This is a genomic window from Plantactinospora sp. B24E8 (genome assembly GCF_039871735.1).
Lineage (GTDB): Bacteria > Actinomycetota > Actinomycetes > Mycobacteriales > Micromonosporaceae > Plantactinospora.
Genome location: NZ_JBDPMH010000043.1, coordinates 24,071 through 39,976, shown reverse-complemented (window position 1 = coordinate 39,976; position 15,906 = coordinate 24,071). Strand labels below are relative to the sequence as shown.

The 15,906-nt window shown below is 73.8% G+C and carries 11 protein-coding genes; 6 read left to right on the top strand and 5 right to left on the bottom strand.

The window, feature by feature from the left end; all coding sequences use genetic code 11:
- The first annotated feature begins 102 nt into the window (after window positions 1-102).
- The 3 genes from ABGB21_RS33600 to ABGB21_RS33590 all read left to right on the top strand — a co-directional run bounded on the left by ABGB21_RS33600 (window position 103) and on the right by ABGB21_RS33590 (window position 2,927).
- On the top strand, window positions 103-1,197 hold the full coding sequence (locus ABGB21_RS33600) for a Gfo/Idh/MocA family oxidoreductase (protein WP_347681216.1): 1,095 nt from the start codon (window positions 103-105) through the stop codon (window positions 1,195-1,197).
- 29 nt (window positions 1,198-1,226) lie between these two features.
- On the top strand, window positions 1,227-2,204 hold the full coding sequence (locus tag ABGB21_RS33595) for an NADP-dependent oxidoreductase (RefSeq protein WP_347681214.1): 978 nt from the start codon (window positions 1,227-1,229) through the stop codon (window positions 2,202-2,204).
- A 153-nt stretch (window positions 2,205-2,357) separates the two neighbouring features.
- The gene (locus ABGB21_RS33590) at window positions 2,358-2,927 is read left to right on the top strand and encodes a dihydrofolate reductase family protein (protein ID WP_347651388.1); all 570 of its coding nucleotides are present in this window, start codon (window positions 2,358-2,360) and stop codon (window positions 2,925-2,927) included.
- Window positions 2,928-2,934: 7 nt separating this feature from the next.
- Here ABGB21_RS33590 and ABGB21_RS33585 read toward each other — a convergent pair whose 3' ends face one another.
- The 4 genes from ABGB21_RS33585 to ABGB21_RS33570 are packed head-to-tail and all read right to left on the bottom strand — an operon-like array spanning window position 2,935 to window position 8,464.
- A complete protein-coding gene (locus ABGB21_RS33585) occupies window positions 2,935-6,297 on the bottom strand; it encodes a BTAD domain-containing putative transcriptional regulator (RefSeq protein WP_347681212.1) in 3,363 nt (1,120 codons plus the stop codon).
- 36 nt (window positions 6,298-6,333) lie between these two features.
- A complete protein-coding gene (locus ABGB21_RS33580; protein WP_347651386.1) occupies window positions 6,334-6,819 on the bottom strand; it encodes a DinB family protein in 486 nt (161 codons plus the stop codon).
- Window positions 6,813-8,105: a sigma-70 family RNA polymerase sigma factor gene (locus ABGB21_RS33575; protein WP_347651385.1), complete on the bottom strand. Its 1,293-nt coding sequence runs from the start codon at window positions 8,103-8,105 to the stop codon at window positions 6,813-6,815. Before ABGB21_RS33575 ends, ABGB21_RS33580 begins: the two co-directional genes overlap by 7 nt.
- Window positions 8,106-8,128: 23 nt before the next feature.
- A complete protein-coding gene (locus tag ABGB21_RS33570; protein ID WP_347651384.1) occupies window positions 8,129-8,464 on the bottom strand; it encodes a YciI family protein in 336 nt (111 codons plus the stop codon).
- Between the two features lie 111 nt (window positions 8,465-8,575).
- Between ABGB21_RS33570 and ABGB21_RS33565 the strand changes: the two genes are divergently transcribed.
- The 3 genes from ABGB21_RS33565 to ABGB21_RS33555 are packed head-to-tail and all read left to right on the top strand — an operon-like array spanning window position 8,576 to window position 11,360.
- Entirely contained in the window at window positions 8,576-9,838 is a 1,263-nt protein-coding gene (locus ABGB21_RS33565) for a winged helix DNA-binding domain-containing protein (RefSeq protein WP_347651383.1), read from the top strand.
- A 44-nt stretch (window positions 9,839-9,882) separates the two neighbouring features.
- Window positions 9,883-10,761 carry an ATP-binding cassette domain-containing protein gene (locus ABGB21_RS33560; protein ID WP_347651382.1) on the top strand — a complete coding sequence of 293 codons (879 nt, stop codon included), beginning with the start codon at window positions 9,883-9,885 and terminating at the stop codon, window positions 10,759-10,761.
- A complete protein-coding gene (locus ABGB21_RS33555; RefSeq protein ID WP_347651381.1) occupies window positions 10,758-11,360 on the top strand; it encodes a hypothetical protein in 603 nt (200 codons plus the stop codon). Before ABGB21_RS33560 ends, ABGB21_RS33555 begins: the two co-directional genes overlap by 4 nt.
- A gap of 142 nt (window positions 11,361-11,502) precedes the next feature.
- On the opposite strand, the gene ABGB21_RS33550 is transcribed toward ABGB21_RS33555, so the two are convergent.
- Window positions 11,503-15,876 (bottom strand): S8 family serine peptidase, encoded by a 4,374-nt coding sequence (locus ABGB21_RS33550; protein WP_347651380.1) that lies wholly within the window; start codon window positions 15,874-15,876, stop codon window positions 11,503-11,505.
- Between the last annotated feature and the right edge of the window lie 30 nt (window positions 15,877-15,906).

Genomic DNA, 15,906 nt, shown 5'->3' with positions numbered 1-15,906 from the left:
CCGCCCTGTAAGCCAATCCCCATCCAGGGCGACATTTCGGATACGAGCCTCATTCCACGACAGATCACGCAACCATTGATCCATGATCGGCAGAGGAGCAGCATGACCCCGGTAGGCGTAGGCATCATCGGCCCCGGTGCGTGGGCCTCGAACTCACACATCCCGGTGATCGCGGCGTCGCCGTCGTTCGAACTGCGTGCGGTCAGCACCTCCCGACGCAGCTCGGCCGAGGCCGCCGCGGCCAAGCACGGCGTACCCGGCTACGACAACCACCAGGAGCTGATCAACCACCCCGGTGTCGACCTGGTGGTCGTCACCACGCGGGTCGCCCAGCACTTCGAGCTGATCTCCGCAGCGCTCCGGGCCGGCAAGATGGTCTACAGCGAGTGGCCACTCGCCAACGGACTGGCCGAGGCCGACCAGCTCGCCGAGCTGGCCCGGACGACCGGCGTCCGTACCATGGTCGGACTCCAGGGCCGGTACGCCCCCGAGGTCCAGCACGCCCGGGACCTGATCCAGGGCGGATATCTCGGCAGGGTCCTCGGCACCACCATGGTCGGCTCCGGCATGGTCTGGGGTGGCGAGGTGGCCAGCCACGGTCAGGCGTACTGGTTCGACAAGAGCCAGGGCGCCACCGCGCTCACCTCCGCCGCGCTGCACGCCCTCGACCCGTTCCACTTCGTACTCGGCGAGTTCGACTCGGTGGCGGCGAACCTCGTCGTCGGCCGTACCGAGGCGACCGTTCTCGAGGACGGCAGCCGCATCCCCGTCACCGCACCCGACCAGGTCGCCATCATCGGCACCCTGACCTCCGGCGCGGCCGCCTCGGTCTTCTACCGGGGCGGCACGTCCCGGGGCGACAACTTCCGTTGGAAGATCAACGGCACCGAGGGTGACCTCGTCCTGACCGCTGACTGGGGAAACGTGCAGGTCGCCCAGCTCACCCTGGCCGGCGGCCGGGGCACCGACAGCACCGTCGCGCCGATCGAGGTGCCGGCCTCGTACACCGAGGGTGTGCCCGCCGGACTGACCGGCATGCCGACCGGCAGCATCGCGAAGCTCTACGCGCAGCTGGCCCGGGACCTGGCCGAGGGCACCCGGACCGTACCCGACTTCGCACACGCCCTGACCCGGCACCGGTTCGTCGACGCCGTCGAGCGCTCGTCGGCCACCGGCACCACCCAGTCCCTGCGGTGAACAACTCACCGGACGAGCGGAGCGACACCATGAAGAACGACGACACCATGAAGGTGGTAGGTCTGCGCCGGCACGGCGGGCCGGAGGTGCTTGAGGTCCTCGACCGGCCCACCCCGCACGCCGGCCCGGGCGAGGTGCGGATCCGGGTACGCGCCACAGTCGTCAACCCGGGCGACACCCTGATCCGGGCCGGCCTGACACCGATCCGGCAACAGGGTGCCGACCCCGTCATCCCCGGTCACGAGATCGCCGGCACCATCGACGAGATCGGTCCCGGCGCCGCCACCGAACTCTCGATCGGCGACCAGGTGATGGCCATGGTCAACCCCATGCGCCCCGCCGGGGGAAGCTACGCCGGTTGGGTTGTACTCCCCGAACCCGCGGTGGTGCCGGTACCCACCGGGGCGAGCCTCGCCGAGGCGGCCACCCTGCCGATGAACGGACTGACCGCCCTGCACGCCCTCGATAACCTGAACCTCGCCCCACGCGGCACAGTCGCGGTCACCGGTGCGGCCGGGGCGGTCGGCGGTTACGCCGTGCAGCTGGCCAGGGCCGCCGGTCACCGGGTGCTGGCCGACGCCGCACCGCGCGACGTCGACCTGGTCACCGCCCTCGGTGCCGATGTCGTCGTCGCCCGGGGGGCGGATGTCGCCGACCGGTTCCGCGAACACGCCCCGGACGGCGTCGACGCGGTCGTCGACGCCGCGATCATCGGCGCCCCGCTGCTGCCGGCGATCCGCCACGGCGGCCGACTGGCGTACGTCCGCGGCATGCCGGACCAGGCGGAGTTCGAGCAGGCGGCGGAGCGCCACGGCGTCACCCCCGTCCACGCGTACGTCTACCAGTACGAGAACCGGCGCGACAAGCTCGAACTGCTCCGCCAGCTCGCCACCGAAGGACGGCTCAGCCTGCGGGTCGCCGAGACGTTCCCCCCGGAGCAGGCGTACCGGGCGCACCGGCTCCTCGAAGCGGGTGGGATCCGGGGTCGACTCGTCATCGAGTTCTAGGCGGACCGGACACGGCCGGGCCGGGCGCCCGACCCGGCGCCCGTCGACCGCAGGGCAGCGGAAGGAGAGCTGAAGGAAACCGTAAGGGGATCCCGGCAGGCTGTGGTCATCGCCGAAGACGGCAACAGACCGCAGATCAGAGGGAGCAGAGCCATGCGCAAGCTCATCGAGTCGACGTTCGTCTCGCTGGACGGCGTCATCGACGACACCCGCCCGTCCACCGCATCCCGGGCCGAGCCGCAGCACTGGGGGCAGCCGTACTGGGACGAGGACCACGCCAACTACGCCACCAAGCTGTCGACGGAGGCGGACGCGATGCTGCTCGGCCGGGTGACCTACGAGGGTTTCGCGGCGGCCTGGTCCGGGCGGGCCGGTGACCCGGCCGCCGACCAGATGAACGCGATGCCGAAGTACGTCGCCTCCCGGACCCTGACCGAGACGACCTGGAACGCCACCCTGCTCACCGGGGACGTCGCCGAGGAGGTCGCCAAGCTCAAGGAACAGCCGGGCGGGAACATCGTCAAGTGGGGTACCGGCGAGCTGGACCGTACCCTCGTCGAACACGGCCTGGTCGACGAGTTCCACTTCTGGTACTTCCCGGTCATCGTCGGTGCCGGCAAGCACCTGTTCGAGGGGGCCGGGTTCGACACCACCCACCTGAAGCTGGCCGACGTCAACCGGTTCGGTTCCGGCATCGTCGTACACATCTACGTGCCGAAGTGACGTCCGCTCAGGCCCGGTCGCCGTCCAGCAGTGACCGGGCCTGGGTCGGGGTCAGCCCGGCACCGCGCGCGTACCAGACCGCGAATTCGGGATCGGCGGCCTCGACCGCCGCCCGGATCCGGTCCAGCTCGGCCCGGTCGGCGACGGAGCGCGGCTGGCCGTGGCGCCGCCAGGCGGCGTCGGCCGCGCCGAGCAGTCGCGCGGCCAGCCCGGCCGGTTCGGCCGGTTCGACGACGGCATCCGCGCCCGCCCGCCGGACCAGCGCGTCGGCCATTCCGGTCAGCGCCCACGCCAGCTCCGGCAGCGAATCCTGCTCGTGGGCGATCTCGAAGCCCTCCCGGTGCCAGCCCAGCGCGGCGACCGGGTCACCCCGGTCGGCGGCGGACAGCCCCAGCTCGACCAGCACCATTCCCAGGTACGGCGGATGTCCCTCCCCGATTCGCTGGTTGCGGGCCGAGACCAGCAGCCACCGCAGGTGCTCCTCCGCGAGATCGGGACGGCCGCCCCGGCGGACGGCGATCGCCAGGCTGAGGGTGGCGAAGACGGCCAGCGCCTCCAGCCCCTGCTCGGCGGCCAACCTCCGGGCCCGCTCCGCGTGCTCCCGGGCCTGCGGATAGTCCCCGGTCTGCACGAAGATCCAGGCCAGCCAGCCCAGCCGACCCGCCACATCGGACCAGAGCCCGAGTTCCTCGGCGATCCGCAGGCCGACCCGGCTCAGTCGGAGCGCCTCCGTCTGGTCGCCGGTCAGGTCCGCCAGGCCGATCAGCCAGTCGGTGGCCTGCAGTACCCCCCAGTCGTCGCCCAGTTCGCCGAAGATCGCGGCGCCGCGTCGGGCGTCCCGCTCCAGGGCGGCAGGATCGTGCCGCACGTGCGCGAGCATGGCCCGGGTGCTGAGTACCGCCGCCTCACCCCACCGGTCACCGGCCGCCCGGAACGTCTCCAACGCCCGGTCCAGCAGCTCTCCGGTGGCGGCCTCGTCCCCGGAGTTGATGATCGCGCCGCCCAGCCACCATTCGAGCCGGGCCAGTCCGACCAGGTCACCGACCTTCTCGTAGGCCCGCAGCACCTCTGTCACCCGCCCGACCCTGGCCGGACCCGCGTTGGATGGACCGCCGTCGGACAAGCCGGCGTCGGACAGACCGGCGTCCGCCCGTTCCGGGGTTCTCCCGCCGATGCCGGGTTCCGTCCCCGAGTGGTCGCCCTGCCGGATCGCCAGACCGACGTACCAGGCCTCGGCCTCGACCCGCAGCTCGGCGGGTGCCTCGCCGGGTACGGCCAACGCCATGGCCAGGGCGCGGCGCGCCTCGGTAAGCCGGCCACGCAGGAAGCGGTACCAGGTCAGCGCCCGGGCCAGCCGCAACGCCGGCCCGGCCGCGCCCTCCCGCCGGTACGTCTCCAGGGCCGCCCGGAGGTTCGCCGCCTCGGCGTCCAGCCGGCCCAGCCACTCCCGCTGCCCCGGACCACGCAGCAGCGGATCGGCCCGCGCGGCGAACGCCAGGTAGTGGTCGGCGTGCCGACGCCGCAGCACCGTTTCCTCCCCGGCCCGCCGCAACTGGTCCAGGCAGTACGCGGACACCGACTCCAACAGCCGGAACCGCGCCCCGTCACCGCGTACCACAAGTGACCGGTCGACCAGGCCGGCCAGCAGGTCCAGCACCTCACCGGCGGCGACCCCGTCCCCGGCGCAGACCGTCTCGGCCGCGTCGAGGGTGCATCCGCCGGAATGCACCGCCAACCGGCGCAGCACCATCCGTTCGGGTCCGGTCAGCAGCCGCCAACTCCAGTCGATCACCGCGGCCAGGGTGCGTTGCCGGGCCGGCGCGTCCCGCGGCCCACTGCCGAGCAGCCCGAACCGGTCCTGCGGTACCTCCAGCCGGGCCGCCAGTTCGGAGACCCCGAGCGCCGGGACCCGGGTCGCCGCCAGTTCCAGCGCCAGCGGGATGCCGTCCAGCCGCCGGCACACCTCGGCGACCTCCACCACCGGGGCCGCCCCGGCGGGCACCGCCGGTTCGGCCGTCGGCCCGCTCTCCGACGGCAGTCCGGCGCGGGCGAGGAACAGCCGCACGGCGGAGGACCGGGCCAGCCGGGCCGGGTCGTCGGTGTCCGGGACCTCCAACGGCGGCAGGTCCCAACGGGCCTCGGCCCGCAGCCGCAGTGGTTCCCGACTGGTCGCCAGCACCCGCAGCTCGGGCGCGGCCGGCAGCAACGCCCCGACCAGCTCCGCCGCCGACTCGATCACGTGCTCGCAGTTGTCCAGCACGAGCAGCGTCCGCGTCCCGCGCAGTGCGGCCGTCAGCCGCCCACCCGCCGGCCCGCCGTCACCCGGTACGTCGGCGATGCCGAGGGTGGCGAGTATCAACTCGGCCAGCTCGCCCGAGCCGTCCCAGGCGGTCAGGTCGACCAGCCACACCCCGTCCGGGTACGCCTCGACCACGCCCCGGGCCACCGCCAGCGCCACACTGGTCTTGCCCACCCCGCCCGGGCCGGTCAACGTGACGAGCCGGCTGGTCGACAGGAGTTCGCGTACCCGTCGTAGTGCGTGTTCCCGGCCGATCAGGTCGGTCACCGGCGCCGGCAGGTTGCTGGTCGGCCGAACCGGACGCGGGGTCGGCGTCGGCGGTTCCTCGACCGGGTCACCGGCGAGGATCGCCCGGTGCAGGGCGGCCAACTCCGGCCCCGGATCCAGGCCCAGTTCGTCGGCGAGCTGATGCCGCAGTTCCTGGAAGCTGTCGAGTGCCTCGCCGGTACGACCAGCCCGGTGCAGAGCCCGCATCAGGGCCGCCCGCAGCCGCTCCCGGTACGGATGCCGGGTCACCAGTTCACCCAGCTCCCCGACGAGTTCCCGGTGCTCGCCCAGCTCCAGCCGCGCTTCCGCGTACGCCTCCACGGCGGTCAGCCGCTGCTCCTCCCAGCGGGCCACGGCGGCGCGGGCGAACTCCTCGTCGGCGAAGTCGGCCAACGCCGGTCCACGCCACAGGTCCAGCGCCTCGGCCAGCAGCCCGGCCCGCAGCCGCGGGTCCCCGGCCGCCTGGGACCGCTCGACCAGGCTGGAGAACCGGGTCGCGTCGACCGCGTCGGAGCCGGCCCGCAGCACGTACCCGGGGGCCTGGGACACCACCAGGTCCCGGCCGTCGGGCTCGGCACCGGCCAGGGCACGACGGAGCTGCGAGACCCGTACGTGCAGCGCGGCGGTGGGGTCGGCGGGCGCCGCCTCACCCCACAGGTCCGCGACCAGCCGGTCCGCCGACACCGTCCGTCCCTGGTGGACCAGCAGGTCGGCCAGGAGCGCCCGGACCTTGCGACCGGGGACGGTGACCGCCTCGCCATGGTCGGTCCAGACGGTCAGCGGCCCCAGCACCCCGAATCGCACCGCTCCAGGCTACGGGCGCGGGCTGTGCTCGTCCGGTCAGGTCAGCACGAGCCACTGTCGGCCGTCGATGAGTTCCCGGGCCGCGTCAAGGTGACCCGCGTGGCAGGCGGTCTCGGTGATCACGTGCAGCAGCACCTCCTGATGGGTGTCCAGCCGCCAGCCGCCGAACATGCCTTCGGGCCACCACGCCGGCGCGGCGTCCAGCGGGGTGGCGGCGATGACAGCGTCCGCCAGTCCGATCTGCTGACGGTAGCGATCGACCACCAGCTCGGCGGGCACGTCCGGGTCGACGACCCAGGCGTCCGGGGCGCCCGCCAACTCGTCGATCACGACCCGCTGGCCGCCGACCACCGCCCGGAACCAGCCCCGCTCCACGTCCAACGCCAGGTGGTTGACCAGGCCGAGACAGGACCAGCCCGAGGGCAGCACCGGTCGGCGCAGTTCCTCCCCGGTCAGGCCGTCGACGATACCCAGCACGTGACGGCGCTGGTCGTCGAGCGCGGCGCGCAGTTGTTTCAGCACAGAGGTCCCTCCTGGAGTTCGTCGGCGCGGTCGAGCAGCGCGCGCCGCTCGGCCGCGCCGGGGGTACGCGACGCCGCCGTCCGGAACAGCGTCGCCGCCCGTTCGCGGTGGCCGGACCGGGCGACGAGGTCCGCCTCGACGGCGACCGCCAGTGGATAGTCGTCGAGCCGTCCTCCGGCCCGGGCCTCGGCGAGCAGGGTGAGCCCGGCCGCCGGCCCGTACGCGTAGCTGTGCGCCACGGCACGGTTCAGCGCGGTGACCGGGGCCGGCGCCAGGCGCAGCAGCTGGTCGTAGCAGTCGGCGATCCGCCGCCAGTCCGTCTCCTCCGCCGACGCGGCGGTGGCGTGGCAGGCGGCGATCCGGGCCTGCCACCCGTACGGCCCGGGCTGGCGCGACCCGGCGAGCAGGCGTACGCCCTCGTCGATCGCGGCGTGGTCCCAGCGCGACCGGTCCTGCCGGTCGAGCGGCACCAGCCGGCCGTCGGCGTCCCGCCGTGCGGCCCGCCGGGAGTGCTGCAGCAGGAAGAGTGCGAGCAGCGCCGACACCTCGGGCTGCTCCGGCATGAGTTCGGCCAGCAGCCGGGCCAGCCGGATCGCCTCGTCGGCGAACGCGGGTTCTCCGTCGGGGTTGTAGCCCTGGGTGAAGAGCAGGTAGAGCACGGCGAGTACGCCGGGCAGCCGTTCGGTGAGCGCCCTGCCGTCGGGCACCCGGTACGGGATCCCTGCCTCGGCGATCCTCGTCTTGGCCCGGGTCAGCCGGCGGGTCATCGTCGACTCGCTGACCAGGAAGACCCGGGCGATGTCCGCGGTCGGGACCGCGCAGATCGTCCGCAGGGTCAGCGCGACCCGGGCCTGGAGGGCGAGAGCCGGATGGCAGCAGGTGAAGATCAGCCGTAGCCGGTCGTCCACGACCTCCTCCCGTCTGTCGTCCCCGGTCCCGGTCGCGGCGGTCAGCGCCAGCACCGCCAGTTCACGCAGCTTGCGCCGCTCGACGGTGGCCCGGCGCACGACGTCGAGCATCCGGTTCCGGGCCACCGTCATCAGCCAACCGCCCGGACTGTCCGGTACGCCGTCGTCGGGCCACCGGGCCAGCGCCTGGGCCAGCGCCTCCTGGGCGCAGTCCTCGGCGAGCGTCCAGTCACCGGTGATCCGGATCAGCGCGGCGACGATCCGCGGGTACGCCTCGACCGCCGCCTCCGCGACCGCCCGGGCCACCTGGGCCTGGGCCGGAACCGCCTGGGCAGCCACTGTCGCCCGGGCCGGCGGTGCCACCGGAACCGTCCGCACCGCCGGGGCAGGCTCGGAACCCGTCACGGCTCCAGGTCGGCGAGCGGCCGGAGCTCGATCCGCCCGGCCCACGCCATCGGGTGGGTACGCGCCACCTCGATCGCCTCGTCCAGGTCCGCGCACTCCAGCAGGTCGAAGCCGACGATGACCTCCTTGGTCTCGGCGAACGGTCCGTCCGAGACCAGCAGTTCACCGTTACGGACCCGGACCGTGGTCGCGCTCGAGGTCGGGCCCAGCACCGAACCGTCCAGCCGCCGGCCGGCGGCGTCGTTCTCCGCCACCCACTTCTCGACGTCGGGATAGTTCGCGGTGTCCGGGTCCGGCTCCGGGTCGCTGCAGACGAACATCATGTACTTCATGGTCAGGGCCTCCTTGAGCTGACTTCCACCGTAGTGACGAACGGCCGCCCCGGTTCCGGACAGCTGCCCGGAAAAGATTCCGCTGTCGACGCGGGGGCGTACCGTCACGGCGTGCAGAAGACCGCCAGCGGTGGTGCAGCGGATCACCGGCCGACCCTCACCCCGCGTCGGCTCAACCGGGCCACCCTGGCCCGTCAACTGCTGCTGCGGCGCGAGCCGATGACCGTGCCCGACGCGGTACGCCGGATCGTGGCGGTGCAGGCGCAGGAGCCGGCGTCGCCGTACCTCGCCCTGTGGAACCGGCTCGTCGGCTTCGATCCGGCCGATCTCGACACCGCGTTCGCGGACCGGGTGGTGGTCCGGTCGACGCTGCTGCGCGGCACCCTGCACGCGGTGCACGCCGGGGACTGGCCGGCGTTCCACACCGCGATGGCCCCTTTCCTGCGGTCCGCCCGGTTGGACGACCTCCGGTTCGCCGCCGCCGGGCTCACCGTGGCGGACGCCGACGCGCTGCTCCCGCACCTGGCGACGTTCCTGGCCCGTCCGCGAACGGGTGTCGAGATCCAGGAGATGCTGGCGTCCCGGCTCGCCGACCGGTCGGACCCGACCGACCAGTCGCAGCCCGGAGGCGAGTCGCCGCCTGGAGACCAGTCGCAGCCCGGGGGCCGGCCGGTCCCTGGAGACCGGCACAAATGGCTGTGGTGGGCGCTGCGGACGTACGCGCCGATGCACCACGTCCCGACCGGCGGCCCGTGGTCGTACCGGATTCCGGCGTCGTTCGTCGCCGCCCCGGACCCCCTGGACGCGCCGGCGCACGCCGACTCGGTGCGGTCGCTGGTGCTGCGCTACCTGGCGGGGTTCGGGCCCGCCTCGGCACGCGACATCGCGCAGTTCAGTCTGCTCCGGACCCCGGTGCTGCGGCAGGCCGTCGACGCCCTCGGTGACCGGGTCGTCCGGCTGACGGGCCCGGACGGGGCACCCCTGTTCGACGTACCCGGGGCGCCGCTGCCGCCGGAGGAGACGCCGGCGCCGCCCCGGCTGCTGCCGATGTGGGACAGCGTGCTGCTCGGGTACGCCGACCGCAGCCGCGTCGTTCCGCCGGAGTACCGCACGGTGATCACCCGCCGTAACGGCGACGTCCTGCCGACGCTGCTGGTCGACGGCCGGGTGGCGGGCGTGTGGCGGCCGACCCCGGCCGGCGTCGAGGCGACCGCCTTCCACCGGCTGGACGAGGCGACCTGGGAGGGGCTGGCCGCCGAGGCCCGCGCGATGGTCGGCTTCCTGGCCGGCCGCGACCCCGCCGCCTACCGCCGGTACGGCCACTGGTGGGACAAGGGTCTGCCGGGAGTCGAGGTCCGGGTCCTGCCGGGCTGATCGCGAACCCCACCGGCACCACCGGACCGGCGATAATGGCCGGGATGATCGAGGCGATTGCGCTCAGCAAGACGTACGGTCGGGTCCGCGCCGTGGACGACGTCACCTTCACCGCCGCACCGGGCCGGGTGACCGGGTTCCTCGGCCTCAACGGCTCCGGCAAGACGACCACCCTGCGGATGCTGCTCGGCCTGACCCGCCCCACCTCCGGCCGGGCCCTGGTCAACCGCCGACCCTTCGCCGACCTGCCCGACCCGCTCCGGCAGGTCGGCGCCGTACTCGAACAGGGCATCAGCCACCCGGGCCAGACCGGCCGGGCCCACCTGGCCGCCCAGGCGATCCTGGCCGGCGCGGGCCGCGCCCGGGTCGACCACCTGCTCCGGTACGTCGGCCTCGGGCACGCCGCCGACCAGCGCACCGGCGGCTACTCGCTCGGCATGCGGCAACGCCTCGCGGTGGCGACCGCGCTGCTGGGCGACCCGGCCGTGCTGATCCTCGACGAGCCGGCGAACGGCCTCGACCCGGAGGGCATGGCCTGGCTGCGGGAACTGCTGCGCGAGCACGCCCGCAAGGGCGGGACGGTACTCATCTCCAGTCACCTGCTCGCCGAGTTGGCGCAGCTCATCGACGACGTGGTCGTCATCGCCGACGGCCGGGTGCGCTGGGTGTCCCCGCTCGCCGAGCTGTACGGCACCACCGCCCGGCGGCTGCGGGTCCGGGGGCGTGACCCGCGCCGGCTCTGGTCGGCGTTCGAACGGGCCGGGGCGCGGGTCAGCGCCGACGGGCAGGCCCTGGCGGTGGTCGGCCTCTCCCCCGAGGACGCCGGTGAGATCGCTTTCGGTGTCCAGGTGCCGGTCTACGAGCTGACGGTCGACACCCCGAACCTCGAACAGATCTTCCTCGACCTGGCAGGCGCCTCATGATCGCCCTGGTCCGCAGCGAGCTCTACCGGGTGGTGACGATCCGGTCGAGCCTGTTCTCCCTCGTCGTCCTCGGCGGGCTCGGCCTGCTGATCGGCTGGTTCAACATGGACGCCTGGGAACTGCTCGCCGGGATCGGCGCGTTCGGCCTCGGTGTCATGCAGGTCGCCCAGCACCACCAGCACCGTACGGCGGTCCTGCTCCACCTCGCCCGGCCCAGGCGACTGACCGTACTGGCCGGTCAACTCGTCACCACCGTGCTCGTGGCCGTCGGGTTCGCCGTACTGAGTGGTGTCAGCGTCCTCGGCCGGGGTGAGGTGACCCAGTTCCGGGACACGCTCACCGTCGTACCGCTGATGGCCGTGTTCGGGGCCGCGAACGCGGCCGTCCTCCGGCGTCCGACCTGGGTTTTTCTGGGCTGGACCGGTTGGTTCCTCTTCGTCGAGGGTCTGCTCGGCCGGCTGACCGCGCCGCTGCCGTTCTCCGCGTTCCTCGCCGCCGGCGCGGGCGACCGGCAGAGCCTGCTGGTCCTGGCCTGCTGGACAGGGCTGGCGGTCGTCGGCGCGGTCGTCGCCGTCCGCCGGGATCTGACCGGCGACTGAACCGACACCGGTCAGCCCCAGTTCGCCGCCGCGGCGAGCCGGTCGGCACCCGTCGCGGACGACTCCGGCCGGGCCACCCGTGGGTGGCCCGGCCCGAGTTCCGGTGTCGACGCTCAGCGGACGCCGGCGTCAACCCGTGGATTCAGCGACGAATCGGCAACCGGTAGACGCCACCGGCGGCCGTGCCGGCGTAGAGCCAGCGGCCGTCGGGGCTGACCGCCAGCGAGCGTACCGAGGGATCCGGCAGCCCGGCGGCGATGTTGCTCCAGGTACGGCCGCCGTCGGTGCTGCGCAGCACCCCACGCCCGTTGATGGTCAGACCCGCCGTCCGGAAGTTGCCGGTGCCGGCGTACAGGACACCGTCGGACTCGACGATCTGACTGACCCGCATCCGCAGCGTGTACGGCCCGCTTCCGGTGCTCCGGGCCTCGGTGAAGGTACGTCCACCGTCCGTGCTGACCCGGATCGTGGCCCCGGCGGCGACGATCCGTCGACCGTCGACGTGCAGGGCGGACACCGGACCGTCCAGCACCTTGACCCGGGTGGCGCCGCCGTCGTCGGACCGCCAGAGGCCACCCTCGGCGGCGAGCCAGATCCGCTGCGGATCCCGGGGGTCTCCGGCGACCGCCGCGTACTCGGTGCGGTGGTCGATCCTGCGCCAGGAGGTCCCGCCGTCCCGGCTGACCAGCAGCCCGGCCCCGGAGAGGTCCTTGTACGGCAGGTAGATCCAGCGCGGATCCGCCGGATGCAGCAGCAGCCCGAGCGGGGTGACCGGATCGGTGTAGACGTCGGTGAAGGTGACCCCGCCGTCCACGCTGCGCTGCAGCCGGGTGCTGAAGAAGCCGGTCATCAGCAGCTTCCACACGGTACGCGGCTGGCCCGGTTGGACCGCCAGTCCCCGTACCGTGAAACCGATCATGCCCTCGCCCGCCGACGCTCCCCAGTCCAGCCGACCCGGGTCACCGGGCAGCGGGGTGCGGTACACGTCGACCGGGGTGCCGACCAGCAGCTCCCCGCCGGTCACCAGCAGTTCGTCGGCGGATGGGCCCGGGGTGCCGATCCGGGTGTGGTGCACCGCGTCGGTGGTGCTGAAGACGCCCGCGCTCTCCATCCCGACCAGCAGGGTACGGTCGTCGCCCGGCCACTGCGCCAGACTGTTGACCACCGCCGTCCCCACCTTGGCCGCCGGCCGCCAGGTCCGACCCTCGTCGGTGCTGACCTGGTTCTGCCCGTGCGCGTCGACGAGCAGGGTCCGGCCGGCGGCGGTTAGGCTGAGGATGTCCTCGGTGGCGAGCAGCTGTCGCCAGCTGCCACCCCGGTCGCTGCTTCCCCAGACGGTGCCGTTCCAGAGCGCGACCGCGACCGTCCCACCGGCGACCGCCAGGTCGTACGGCTGGGTGAAGAAGTCGTCCGCCGCCCGGACCAGGGTCGGGGTGCCGGTCAGTCCCGACCATCGCCAGACGCCGTCGTCGCCGGCCAGGAAGAGGTCGTCGCCGAGCAGCTCCAGCCCGACCGCCCGACCGGTCCAGAACGCCGGGGTCGACGTCCAACTGTCCCCGCCGTCCCGGCTGACCTCGACCGTCGAGGTGGTCGCCACCGCCAGCGTCCGGCCGTCCGTACCGGCCGCGAAGCCGAGGATCTCGGCGTCCGGGAACGGCAGGGTACGCCAACTGCGGCCGGCGTCGTCGGTGCGCAGCATCCGGCCCTGGAAGGTCGGATCCCCCGTCGAGGCGACCGCGACCCACATCCGGTCGGCCCGCGTCGGGTCGAGCTGGACCGTCGGCCGGCCCGCCGGTACGGCGGCGAGCCCCTCGTACCGCCAGGTCCGGGCCCGGTCGGTGGTGATCCAGAGTCCGGCGCTGTTCTCCGAGGTGACCACCAGCCGGTTCGGGTCGGCCGGGGTGGTGGCGAGGAACCCGCCGGTCCCGTACGGCCCGATCAGGCTCCACGGTGTGCTCGCCGGGTCCTCGGCGACCTCGAAGTGGGAGCGGCCGAGCATCGTCGTGCCGGCGTCGTTGCGGACGGTGGCGGTGACGGTGTAGACACCGGGCCGGTCACCGCGGACCGGCGCGTGCCACCAGACACCGCCGTCGGCGACCGCCACGGGTCGGCTGCGCCGTCCGTCGGGACCGGTCACCTCCACCGTCGGTGGCGTCGACACCGGCAGCAGCGTGTCGACGTAGACGGTGCTGTCTCCGGCACTCGGGTCCGGCGTGACGTACAGCCACGGGGTACGGGTCGCCAGCAGGTACGGCACCCGCAGGTCGGTGCCGTCCTTCGGTGCGTCCACGGTCAGCCAGCCGGAGACGTCGGCGGTGCCCTGGTCCGGGACCGGTACGTCGACCCGTACCGTGACGGTGGCCTGACCGCCGGCCGGCACGGTGACCCGGTCCGGGCTGACCCGTACCGTGCCGGGGCTGCCGGCCGCCGGGGTGGCCCCGAGCTTCACCGTGGTGGCCCGCCGGCCGGTGTTGCGCAGGGTCACCGTGCCGGTGGCCCGGGCCCGGTCGCCGGTGTGGTCGGCGAGTCCGAGTGACATCGCGGGTGGGTCGGTGGACAGGTCGGCGTCGAGCGCTGCCGTCACGTCCAGCCGTCCGGCGCCGGCCGATGCCGGTCCGGCGTCGATCGGTGCCGCCGAGCCGGCCAGGGTCGAGGTCAACCGGGCCGGTGAGGCCTCCGGGTGGAGTTGCCGCAGCAGCGCGGCGGCTCCGGCGACGTGCGGGGAGGCCATGCTGGTGCCGCTGTACCGGAGCACCCCGGCCGGCCAGAGCGCGGCCGGGATCGACGAACGGATCTCCACGCCGGGGGCGGCGATCTCCGGCTTCAGCTGCCAGCGCAGGTTCGGTCCCCGGGAGGAGAAGCTGGCGACCTGGTCGGTGACGTCCTCACCGGAGATGTCGACCCGGACCCGGCCGGCGTCGAGCAGGTGCCGCAACTGGGCGTACTGGCCGGGGTCGATGATGCCGAGCACCACGAGGCGGGTGAAGCGCAGTTCGGCGCGCGGGTCCGGACTCTTGGTCACGGTCGCGGTGAACTCGCCGGTGGCGGGCGGCCCGGCGCCGGTGCTGGCCGGCCCGCCGGAGGTGGCCGACGCGCCGACGGCGGAGCCGGCCGACACCCCGATGCCGGAGCCGTCACCGATGGCGCTGCCGAGGTAGCCGATCGCGGCCAGCGCGCCGCGCGATTCCGCCTCGGCGAACCGGTCCACGTCCTCCGGGTTGGCGTCGCTGCCCGGCGGACCGCTGACCAGCACGACCTTTCCGCGTACGTCGCCGACCCGGGCCCAGTCGGCCGGGGTGCCGGCGCCGACGTCCACCAGGTCGCCGGTGGTCCGCCGGCTCGGCGGGTTGGCCGAGACCCCGGCCCGGTACGTGATCAGCCGTTCCCGGCGCGGGCTGCGCAGGTTGGCGACCGGCAGCCGGATGCCGCTGGTCGTGGCGCCGACCGCGAGGACGCCGTCGGCGGCGGCCGGGGTGCCGATGGTGAACTCGCCCGGTCCCTCGTTGCCGGCGGCGGCGACCACCGTCACCCCGGCCCGGACCGCCGCGCTGGCGGCCCGGCCGACCGGGTCGGTGCCGTCACCGCCGGCACCGAGGCTGAGATTGACCAGGTCGGCCCGGTACGGGTTGGCCGGGTCGACGGCGGCCTCCAGCGCGGCGACGATGTCGTCGGTCTCGCCCCAGCCGCTCGCGTCGAGCACCTTGTACGCGGTCAGTGTGGCGTCCGGGGCCACCCCGGTCACGCCCATCGCCCCGCCCACGCCGGTCCCGGCGATGATGCCGGCCACGTGGGTGCCGTGGCTGTGGTCGTCCATCGGATCGTCGTCGTCGTTGACGAAGTCGTGCCCGCCGACGACCTTGTGTCCGGGGCCGAAGCCGCCACCGAGGCTGGGGTGGGTGTAGTCGATGCCGGTGTCGATGACGGCGACGTTGACTCCGGCGCCCCGCAGCGGCCGTCCGGTGGAGTCCTCGCGCTGCCACGCCTCGGGTGCCCCGATCAGCGACAGGTTCGGCTCGACGCTGCCGGACGAGCCGCCCGCACCGCCAGCCACAGCGGCGGTGTCGGGCGCGCCGGCCAGGGCGGCGGCTTCGGCGACCCCGGTGCCCCGGATCTGGAACCGGGCCACCTCGTGCACCGCCCGCACACCGGGCAGCCGGCGCAGCACGTCGAGCTGTCCCTCGGGCACCCGTACCGCCATGCCGGGCAACAGGACCTGGAACGAGCGGCGGCGGTCGAGGCTGATCCGGGACCGTCGGGCCGCCTCGGTCACCTCCTGCTCGACGGCGGCGACCGCCGCCCGCGCCTGACGCAGCCGGTCGTCGGCCTGGGCGTCGACGGTGCCGGTCGGCGGTGCGGCGCTGATCGTCGGCGCGGCGTCGAACTCGACGATCACCGTACGGTCCGGGCCGGTGGCCGGGGCGGCGGTGGCCGACCCCGGCGTGAGGACCCCGGCGGCGAGCAGGACGGCAGTGGTCGCCGCCATGCCCCGCCAGGGTGGGAAGGAAGTCGTGATCATGGCTGATAGGGGAGCCCGGGACCGGGGCCA